8 protein-coding genes are annotated in these 9,998 nt (G+C 71.1%); 4 read left to right on the top strand and 4 right to left on the bottom strand.

The features are described from left to right. Positions 1–262: 262 nt before the first annotated feature. Positions 263–2,599 carry a DNA helicase PcrA gene (pcrA, locus tag AC0T5L_RS22845; RefSeq protein ID WP_476167517.1) on the bottom strand — a complete coding sequence of 779 codons (2,337 nt, stop codon included), beginning with the start codon at positions 2,597–2,599 and terminating at the stop codon, positions 263–265. 231 nt (positions 2,600–2,830) lie between these two features. Here pcrA and AC0T5L_RS22840 point away from each other — a divergent pair, with 231 nt between their 5' ends. Continuing rightward, positions 2,831–3,760, top strand: a complete 930-nt coding sequence (locus AC0T5L_RS22840; RefSeq protein ID WP_476167523.1) for a nucleoside hydrolase — start codon at positions 2,831–2,833, stop codon at positions 3,758–3,760. A 37-nt stretch (positions 3,761–3,797) separates the two neighbouring features. Here AC0T5L_RS22840 and AC0T5L_RS22835 read toward each other — a convergent pair whose 3' ends face one another. Continuing rightward, positions 3,798–4,469, bottom strand: coding sequence for a response regulator (locus AC0T5L_RS22835; protein ID WP_476167516.1), 672 nt, complete (start codon positions 4,467–4,469; stop codon positions 3,798–3,800). A gap of 134 nt (positions 4,470–4,603) precedes the next feature. Beyond that, positions 4,604–5,803, bottom strand: coding sequence for an ATP-binding protein (locus tag AC0T5L_RS22830; protein ID WP_476167515.1), 1,200 nt, complete (start codon positions 5,801–5,803; stop codon positions 4,604–4,606). A gap of 216 nt (positions 5,804–6,019) precedes the next feature. Here AC0T5L_RS22830 and AC0T5L_RS22825 point away from each other — a divergent pair, with 216 nt between their 5' ends. Together AC0T5L_RS22825 and AC0T5L_RS22820 are read left to right on the top strand one after the other, a co-directional pair. After that, the gene (locus AC0T5L_RS22825) at positions 6,020–7,444 is read left to right on the top strand and encodes a PspC domain-containing protein (protein ID WP_476167514.1); all 1,425 of its coding nucleotides are present in this window, start codon (positions 6,020–6,022) and stop codon (positions 7,442–7,444) included. Continuing rightward, positions 7,431–7,655 carry a hypothetical protein gene (locus tag AC0T5L_RS22820; protein WP_476167513.1) on the top strand — a complete coding sequence of 75 codons (225 nt, stop codon included), beginning with the start codon at positions 7,431–7,433 and terminating at the stop codon, positions 7,653–7,655. Before AC0T5L_RS22825 ends, AC0T5L_RS22820 begins: the two co-directional genes overlap by 14 nt. A gap of 44 nt (positions 7,656–7,699) precedes the next feature. Here the strand turns inward: AC0T5L_RS22820 and rsmA are convergent, their stop codons facing one another. Further along, positions 7,700–8,626 (bottom strand): 16S rRNA (adenine(1518)-N(6)/adenine(1519)-N(6))-dimethyltransferase RsmA, encoded by a 927-nt coding sequence (rsmA, locus tag AC0T5L_RS22815; RefSeq protein ID WP_476167512.1) that lies wholly within the window; start codon positions 8,624–8,626, stop codon positions 7,700–7,702. A gap of 130 nt (positions 8,627–8,756) precedes the next feature. On the opposite strand from rsmA, the gene AC0T5L_RS22810 reads away from it, so the two are divergent. After that, entirely contained in the window at positions 8,757–9,851 is a 1,095-nt protein-coding gene (locus AC0T5L_RS22810; RefSeq protein WP_476167511.1) for a CaiB/BaiF CoA transferase family protein, read from the top strand. Positions 9,852–9,998: the final 147 nt, after the last annotated feature.

The following is a 9,998-nucleotide window of genomic DNA, read 5'->3' as shown; positions in this document are numbered from 1 at the left end:
GTAAAGCCCGTTTCGCTTCCGCGTTTCCTTGGGAGCGCCCCCTGAGCTTACCGGATCAAGAACACTGCCTGAACCAGCTGCTCAGAGGAGGGTTTGACCGGCCCGTCCGCGTAGGATCCGCGTCCGTCTCGCTCGGTCTTCCCCAACTCTACCCCCGCACCGGAGTGCTCGGGACACGTTTACCGAACCCTGCCCGTGCCATTGCCCCGTCCCGTCCCCCCGCGAGCGGGACGGGACGCCACACAACGGACACTGGAGCGGGTCAGAGCTTCTCGATCGGCGCGTATTTGACGAGGAAGTCCTTCTCCCCGATGTCCGCGCCGAAGTCGATACGGGCCTTGGTCTTGTCACCGGCGCCCTCCACCAGCTCCACCCGGCCCATACCGAACGAGTCGTGGTTGACCCGGTCCCCCACGCTCAGCGTCGGTGCCTCCTTGGCCGCCCTGGCCCCGCCACGGGATCGCGGGCCGCCACCGCCGAAGCCCCCTCCTCCACCGAAGCCTCCGCCTCTGCCGATGCTGCGGCTGGGCGGGGCGGCGAGCGTGGACTCGGCGCGGCGCCAGTCCACCAGGAACGAGGGGATCTCGTCCAGGAACCGGGACGCCGGGTTGTAGGTCGGAGTCCCCCAGGCACTGCGCACCGCGGCGCGGCTGATGTACAGCAGCCGCTGTGCCCGGGTCAGGCCCACATAGGCCAGGCGGCGCTCCTCCTCCAGCTGTGTCTTGTCACTGAGCGTGCGGGCGTGCGGGAACACCCCGTCCTCCATCCCGGTGAGGAAGACCGCCGGGAACTCCAGCCCCTTGGCGGCGTGCAGGGTCATCAGCGTGACCACCCCGCCCTCGTTGTCCTCGTCGGGGATCTGGTCGGTGTCCGCGACCAGGGCGATCCGCTCCAGGAAGTCGACCAGTGTGGGCGGGCCCGGCTCGACCGCCCCCGCGGCACCGTCCTCGCCCTCCTCCTCCGGGGGCTCCTCCTCCAGGAGCGTGGCGAAGGTGTGCTCGAACTCCCGGGCGACCTCGACGAACTCCTCCAGGTTCTCCACCCGGCTCTCGTCCTGGAGGTCCTTGGACTCGGCCAGCTCGGACAGGTAGCCGGTCTTGTTCAGCACCGCCTCGACGATCTCCGCGGGCGTGCCCTCGGGAACCGTCTCCGCGAGCTCGTCCAACAGCGCGGTGAAGTTGCGCACCGCCTTGACCGAGCGTGTGGCCATCCCCGGGACCTCGTCCACGCGGCGCAGCGCCCGGGCGAAGGAGGTGCGCTCGCGGGCGGCGAACAGCTCCACCGCCTCCTCCGCACGCGCGCCGATCCCGCGCTTGGGCACGTTGAGGATGCGCCGCAGGCTGACGGTGTCCTCGGGGTTGGCCAGGACACGCAGGTAGGCGAGGATGTCGCGGATCTCCTTGCGCTCGTAGAAGCGCACTCCGCCGACGATCTTGTACGGCAGCCCGGTCCGGATGAACACGTCCTCGAACACCCGGGACTGGGCGTTGGTGCGGTAGAACACCGCCACCTGGCCTGGCGTGAGCGTCCCGTCGTCGGTGAGCCTGTCGATCTCCCCGACCACGAACGCGGCCTCGTCGTGCTCGTTGTCGGCGACGTAGCCGGTGATGGCCGGCCCCTCGCCCTGCTCCGACCACAGGTTCTTGGCCGGGCGGCCCTCGTTGCGGTCGATGACCGCGTTGGCCGCGGACAGGATGGTCTGGGTGGAGCGGTAGTTCTGCTCCAGCAGGATGGTGCGCGCCTTGGGGAAGTCGCGCTCGAACTCCAGGATGTTGCGGATGGTGGCGCCGCGGAACGCGTAGATGGACTGGTCCGCGTCGCCGACCACGCACAGCTCGGCGGGCGGCACCACGCTGGTGTCGGAACCCTCGGCCGCGCCCACCAACTCTCGGATGAGTACGTACTGGGCGTGGTTGGTGTCCTGGTACTCGTCGACCATGACGTGCCGGAAGCGGCGCCGGTAGTACTCGGCGATGTCCGGGAACATCTGGAACAGGTTGACGGTGAGCATGATGAGGTCGTCGAAGTCCATGGCGCCCGCCTCGTGCAGGCGGCTCTGGTAGAGCTGGTAGGCCTCGGCGAGCTTCTTCTCCTGCTCGGTCTGGGCCTGGCCGGCGAACGTGTCGTAGTCGACCAGTTCGTTCTTGAGGTTGGACACCTGGGAGGAGAAGGCCTTGGGCGGGAACCGCTTGGGGTCCAGGTCCATCTCCTTGCACACCAGCTGCATCAGACGCGCGGCGTCGGTGGAGTCGTAGATGGTGAAGCTGCTCGGGTAGCTGAGCCGGGATGCCTCCCTGCGCAGGATGCGTACGCACGCCGAGTGGAAGGTCATGGTCCACATGCTGTTGGCGGCGCGCACACCCAACAGCGCCTGGATGCGCTCGCGCATCTCCGCGGCGGCCTTGTTGGTGAAGGTGATGGCGAGGATCTCACCGGGACGCACGCCGCGTTCGGCCATGAGGTGGGCGATGCGATGGGTGAGGACGCGGGTCTTCCCCGACCCGGCGCCCGCCACGATCAGGAGCGGGGCACCGCTGTGGGTGACGGCGTCGCGCTGGGGACCGTTCAGACCTTCGAGAAGCTGTTCTTGGGAGGACACGGCATCCAGGTTACGGGCGACCGGTGACTTCGCCGTCCTCCGGCCACAGGAGAGGTCCGCGGAGCCGGGGCGGCTCGGTGGGGTGCCGCCCGTCGCGTCCCAGGGTGTGTCCGGAGAACACGCCCCCGGGCGACCCGTCCGTCAAAAGCGTGCCGACAGGCGAATTACGCTGTTTCGGTACGGGTTCCCCTCAGGGAACCATCCCGTGTTTCAGGGGGAGTTTCCTTGACCATGCGTGTGTTCGTCGACTGCGACCCGGGGATCGACGACGCGGTCGCGCTCGCCTACCTGGCCGCTCGGCCCGAGGTGGAGATCGCCGGTGTCGGAGCGGTGTTCGGCAACAACAGTGTTGATGTCACGGCGGACAACGCGCTGCGGCTGCTGGAGCTGTACGGCCGCCCGGGCACGCCGGTGGCGGTGGGTGCCGGACGTCCGCTGGTGCAGCCCCCGCGCCTGGCCGCCCACGTTCACGGCCGCAACGGCCTGGGGGACGTGGAGCTGCCCGAGCCCACTGGCAAGCCGGTCACGGAGACCGCGGCCGAGCTGCTGGTGCGCCTGGTCCGCGAGAAACCGGGCGAGATCGACGTGCTGGCGGTGGGTCCGCTGACGAACCTGGCGATCGCGCTGGGCCTGGAGCCGGAGCTGCCTAAGCTGGTGCGGCGTCTGGTGGTGATGGGCGGTGCGGTGCGTGCCCCGGGCAACGTGTCCCCGCACGCCGAGGCCAACATCAGCAACGACCCAGAGGCGGCGGAGGCGGTGTTCGCGGCCGGGTTCGACCTGGACCTGGTCGCACTGGACATCACCATGAAGACGGTGGCCACCCCTGAGTGGCTGGAGGAGCTGAAGAAGATCCGGGGCGAGCGTGCCGAGCGCACTTCGGCGTTCCTCGACTTCTACTCGGACTTCTACGCGGGGATCTTCGGGATCCGCCAGTGCGCGATGCACGACCCGTTGGCGGCCGCGGTGCTGGTGGATCCGGACCTGGTGACGGAGGCGGTCGAGGCGCCGCTGCGTGTGGAGCTGACCGGCTCGCTCACCCGGGGGATGACCGTGGCCGACCTGCGTTCGCGCCCGGATGAGGACGACCGCAGGCCCGCGCGCGTGGTGACGGAGGTGGCGGAGGCCGACTTCCTGGGCCGGATGCTCGACTCACTGCGCTGAGCGGGGACCGGATCGGGGAACCGCTCGCAGCGGTGTGTCAGACGAGTCTGCGGGCGGTGGCCCAGCGGCTCAGCTCGTGGCGGTTCGACAGCTGGAGCTTGCGCAGTACCGAGGACACGTGGGTCTCCACGGTCTTGACGGAGATGAACAGCTCCTTGGCGACTTCCTTGTACGCGTAGCCGCGCGCGATGTGCCGTAGGACCTCGCGCTCACGCTGGGTGAGGCGGTCGAGCTCGGGGTCCACCGGCGGGGCGTCGGTGGCGGAGAACGCGTCCAGCACGAACCCGGCCAGGCGCGGGGAGAACACGGCGTCGCCGTCGGCCACCCGGACGATGGCGTCGGACAGTTCGCGACCGGAGATGGTCTTGGTGACGTAGCCGCGGGCGCCGCCGCGCACCACGCCGATGACGTCCTCGGCGGCGTCGGAGACCGACAGGGCCAGGAAGCGGATCTGCGGGTGCTGGGACAGGACGCGGCGCAGCACCTCCACGCCGCCGCCTCCGGGCAGGTGGACGTCCAGGAGGACGAGGTCGGGCTGCTTCTCCCCGATGACGTGAACGGCGCCGTCGACGTCCCCGGCCTCGCCGACGACGTTCACCGTGTCCCCCAGCTCACCGCGAACACCGCTGCGGAACAGCCGGTGGTCGTCCACGATCACGACACGGGGAACCGCGCCACCGTCACTGAAGCTCGTGCTCTCATCTCCCACACCGTGGACTCTACCCACGTAGGTGGAGGTTAGGGGTACCCGTACGGCCAAGTGTCCGCATCCGGCCGGGGCGCGGACTCCCGGCTGAGAGCGGTGGCGGGCGGATCGGCGCGAGGCCCTCCGGGGAGGAGTACCTATACCTCCTGGACGCGGGGCATGCGCAGCTGCACCTCGGTGCCGTCGCCCGGGCTGGTCCGGATACGCGCCGAACCGCCGTGCCGCTCCATCCGGCCCAGGATGGAGCCGCGCACGCCCATCCGGTCCTCGGGGATGTCGTCCATGTCGAACCCGGTGCCGCGGTCGCGGACGAAGACCAGCACCTCCTCCTGGTCGACCTCGCCGAACACGGAGATGTTCTCGGTGCGGGCGTACTTGGAGGCGTTGACCATGGCCTCGCGGGCGGCGTGCAGCATCGCGACCAGCGCGTCGTCCATGGTGCAGTCGCCCACGCACACCACCTCGATGGGAACGCCGTGCTCCTCCTCGACCTCGGCGGCCACACGTTCGAGCGCGGGCGAGACGGTGGTCTCCGCGTCGGCGGGGCGCTTGTAGAGCCAGCTGCGCAGGGCGCGCTCCTGGACCCGGGCGAGGCGCTGGACCTCGCGGGGGTCGTCGGCCCGGCGCTGGATGAGGGTCAGGGTGTGCAGGACGGAGTCGTGGATGTGGGCGGCCAGTTCGGCGCGCTCGGCGTTGCGGATGCGCTCGCGGCGCTCCTGGTCGCGTTCGCGGACGAGGCCGATGATCCAAGGGGCGACGATGAGCGCGATACCCGCGAGCACGGTGAAGGCGAAGGTCATACCGGCGCGGGCGTTCTGGAGCTGTTCCTGGAAGACGAGGAATCCGATGACGCCGACCACGACGAGCAGGACGCCCGCGCCGGCGCGCATGGCGCCCTTGGTTCCCGCCCCGCTGACCGTGGAGGTCATCCACTCGTCGCGCTGGGAGGGGTTGGCCTGCTGCCAGAGGATGACACCACCGAGAGTGCCGAAGACCACGAACCACAGCAGCGGATCGAAGACGCCGCCGAAGAGCAGGAACAGGACGCCGAGCCCCGCGGCGAGGCCGACGTAGGCGACGACCTGGGACAGGTCGCGGCCCTTGCGGCGGCTGTCCGGCTCAGCGGACTCCTTCTCCTCGGGGTCGGCGGGGACGAAGAAGTACAGGGCGACATAGAGCGCGACGCCGATGCCTCCCACGGACAGGGCCATGAGGGCGAGGCGGACGACCACCGGGTCGAGTCCGAGGTGCCGGGCCAGTCCTGCGGCGACACCGCCGAGGAGCCGGCCCTCAACCGCGCGGGTGAGCCGCGGGGTGTCCGCGGCCGTTGCTGCCACCGCCCGATCACCGCTTTCGTCCGTGCGGCGGAGGATGTACCACGCGCCGCGCTCGTAGGTCTCGTAATGTCCAGGATGCCTTCTCTGGAGGCGGGCGGGCATCGGGGACGCGTCCCTGGTCCTGCCTCGGTTTCGGTCAGGGTGGCTTCAGGGTCGTCCCGGATGTCCTGATGAGCGGTTTCGGGTGACCATGAGTGGGTGAGGAAAGCGCGGTGAGTGACCATGACTGACGACCCGATGCCCGAGCCCGGGACCGGCGCCTTTCCCGCGCCCGGTGTGCCGGAGGCCGAGAACTCCGAGCGCGAACTGCGCAAGGGGGACGATGACCGGGTCCTCGCCGGTGTGTGCGCGGGCCTGGGCCGGTACACGGGGACCGACCCGGTGGTGTGGCGGGCGGCCTTCGTGCTGACCGCGTTCGCCGGGGCGGCGGGCCTGCTGCTCTACATCGCGGCGTGGATGCTGATGCGCGACGCCCAGGGCGGCCCCGCGACGTTCGAGCAGATGCTGAACCGGAGCATCCCGCCCCGGACGGTGCCCAAGCTGCTCGCGGTCGGACTGGCGGTCGCGACGACGTTCAGCCTGGTCGGCGGGTTCGGGTGGTCGACGCTGGTACTGGCGGTGCCGCTGGTGCTGGGGCTGCTCACAGCACGCAACCGGGGTGTGGACCTGCGGGCCGCGTTCTCACGGCTGCGCGAGGACCTGAGGTCGCAGGAGCCGCCGCCCACGACGCCGCCCCCGGGGCCGACGCCGACCTACTACAACCCGGCCCAACCATGGGTCTCCGCTCCGCAGGGGCCGGTGGACCTGGCGGTGGTGTCGAAGCGCTCCACGGCTGGCGGGGACACGGAGGACCAGGAGGAGGACGACGGCTCCGGCGGTGACGGGAACGGGAACCTCTCCAGACCTGAGCGGGCAGGCTCGGACCGAACCTGCTGGAAGGGCACGCCGCTGGCCTCGCTCGCCCTGTGGACGATCGTGGCCGGGGGCGTCCTGGCCCCCCTCCTCGCGTTCGGCTGGTCGTCCTCGCTGTGGAGCACACGGACGGCCGAGCTGCTGTTCGGTCCGGAGACAGGGGTGTTCTTCCTCGCGGGGGCCCTCGCGGTGATCGGCGTGTACGCGCTGGTCGGCGCGCGGAGAGGCGATCCGCGGGGGCTGATGTCGCTGGGGCTGCTGGCCACGCTGGTGCTGGTGCTGGCGTCGGCGACCGATCTGACCCGGATACGGATCGGCGCCGGGACCTGGCAGCCGGCCACGGTGGCCGAGGCCGAAGGCGGTGACCACTGGATGACCATCGGCTCGGGAACCCTGGATCTGACGGGATTGACGGACCTGGACCCGGGCGAAACCGTCGACGTGTCACTGCGTGTGGGCGCGGGCCGCACGGAGCTGGTCCTGCCCGAGAACGTACGGGTCGCGGTGACCTCGCAGGTCGGACTGGGCGTGGTGGACCTCGGCAGGGGGGACCAGGGCGACGACATGGCCGGGTACTCCCTGACCTATGAGGAGGTCCACGAGCCCGCCGCGGGCCCCACGGCGGAGGTGGAGCGATCGGAGGACGGTGAGCGGGACGAGCCCCCGTTGATCAACGTACGCACCGACTCACTGTTCGGAGTTGTGGAGGTCCAGCATGGCGAAGCGTAGGACTGACTGGGGCTCGTTGGTCGCGGGCCTGTTGTTCCTCGGTCTGGCGGTCGCGTTCGTCGTGCGTGGCACGGGCGACTGGGAGTTCAACGTCGTGTGGGTGCTGCCCGTGCTGGCCGCGGGGCTGGGCGCGGCGGGGGTGGCCCGCGCGCTCACCCGGTCCCGGGGGGACCGGTCGCTGCCAGGCCCCCAGTCCGGCCCGCGGGAGTGACGGGCGCGCGGACGGGAACGTCCCGTGGCGCGTCCTGGACCGGCTCAGGGCCGGTTTTCGGCGATGGCCGCGAAGGCCGTCACGTCCAGCGACTCCCCGCGGGCGGACGGGTCGACACCGGCCGCCCGCAGGGCGGCCTCGGCGGCGGGCGCGGAACCGGCCCACCCGGCCAGGGCGGCGCGCAGGGTCTTGCGGCGCTGCGCGAAGGCGGCGTCGATCACCTGGAAGACCTCCTCCCGGGTGGCCTTCGTGGTGGGCCGCGGGCGGCGGATGAGCTCGACCAGGCCGGACTCGACGTTGGGGGCGGGCCAGAACACGTTCCGGCCGACCGCGCCCGCGCGGCGCGCCCGGGCGTACCAGGCGACCTTGGCCGAGGGCACGCCGTAGATGCGCCCGCCCGGGGTGGCGGTGATCCGGTCGGCGACCTCCCCCTGCACCATGACCAGCACCCGCCGCAGGCTCGGGAGCAGTTCGAGCAGGTGCAGCAGGACCGGCACGGACACGTTGTAGGGCAGGTTGGCCACCAGTGCCGTGGGTTCGGGTCCGGGTACCTCGGCGATGCGCATGGCGTCGCCGGGGACGACGGTGAGCCGGTCCGCGAGGTCGGGCGCGTGGCCGGCGACGGTGTCCGGGAGCGCGGCGGCCAGCGCCGGGTCGATCTCGATCGCGGTCACGTGACGCACGTGCGGAAGCAGCGCCAGGGTGAGCGAGCCGAGTCCTGGGCCGACCTCGACCACGACGTCCTCGTCGGTGACCCCCGCGATCCGGACGATGCGGCGTACGGTGCCGTGGTCGATGACGAAGTTCTGGCCCAGGGTCTTGGTGGGCCGGATCCCGAACCGTTCGGCGAGGGCCCGCACGTCGGCGGGGGTGAGCAGGCGGGAGCGGTCGTCGGGTGCGGGTGTCTGTGTCACCCCCTCATCTTGCCAGCTCTCCCCGACACGCCCGGCCGGGGGACGGGGCGCGTACATTCGGGAAACGGATAAACCGAACCTCGTTCTAGAACGTGTTCGGCGGACACGTACCATGCTGCGCGACGGGCAGCACCCACCGCACCTCGTTCCAGTCCGCTCACCTCCCCACCGCCTTGGAGACCGAACCATGGGACCCCTCAACGGAATCCGCGTCGTCGAGTTCACCGGGCTCGGCCCGGCGCCGATGGCCGGGATGCTCCTCGCCGATCTGGGCGCCAGCGTCATCCGGCTCGACCGCCCCGAGGCCGCGGACGCGATGAACGCCGGTGCCGGCGGCCCGCACATGAGCGAGGGGCGCACCGTCCTGCCCGCCGACCTCAAGTCCGACGAGGGGCTCGCCCTCGCCCGTGACCTGGCCTCCCGCGCCGACGTCCTCCTGGAGGGCTTCCGCCCCGGGGTCATGGAGCGCCTCGGCCTGGGCCCCGGCACCTGCCTCGAACTCAACCCGCGCCTGGTCTACGCCCGGGTGACCGGCTGGGGCCAGGACGGTCCGCTGGCCCGCGCCGCCGGACACGACATGAACTACATCTCCGCCAACGGCGCCCTGCACGCCATCGGCCGTGCGGACGGTCCGCCGGTGCCCCCGATCAACCTCCTCGGCGATTTCGCCGGGGGCACCATGTTCGCGGTCACCGGCCTCCTCAGCGCCCTGGTCGAGCGCCAGACCTCCGGCCGGGGCCAGGTCGTGGACGCCGCGATGGTGGACGGCAGCGCCCTTCTGATGTCGATGGTGCACGAGGACCGCTCACGTGGCTCCTGGAACGACGAGCGCGGCACGAACTACCTGGACACCGGAGCACCCTGGTACGACGTGTACGAGTGCGCGGACGGCCGCCATGTGTCGGTCGGCTGTATCGAGCCCCAGTTCTACGCCGCGTTCCTGGAGGGCACCGGCTTGGCCGGGGAGGACCTGCCCCACCAGTGGGACCGAACAGGCTGGCCGCGGCTGCGCGAGCGCTTCGCCGAGGTCCTGCGCACCCGTACCCGGGACGAGTGGGGCGAGGTGTTCGGCGGCGTCGACGCGTGTGTGATGCCGGTCCTGTCCCTGGAGGAGGCCCCGGATCACCCGCACGTGCGTGCCCGCGGCTCGCTCGTGCGCGATGGCGGCCGTGTGGTTCCCGGCCCGGCGCCCCGCTTCGGCCGCACTCCGGGCGGAGTGACCCGGGGTCGGAGCCAGCCTGAGACCGGAGGAACCCTCCGAGAGTGGGGCATCGACCGTTGACCGGCCCGTGGACGGCACGCGCCCGGGCGTGCGAATCTCCCTGCCAGGCACGGAGAATGGCTAGGGTGACCGTCTAGAGCGTGTTCCGCGGGCGCTGCCCATCGCTTGGAGACCGCTGCGCGCGAAGCGCGGCCTCTGAGGGTTGGC

Source organism: Nocardiopsis sp. TRM 82005 (genome assembly GCF_056312425.1).
The sequence above is the reverse complement of the archived record's forward strand: the minus strand, read 5'-3'. Positions and strand labels throughout refer to the sequence as shown.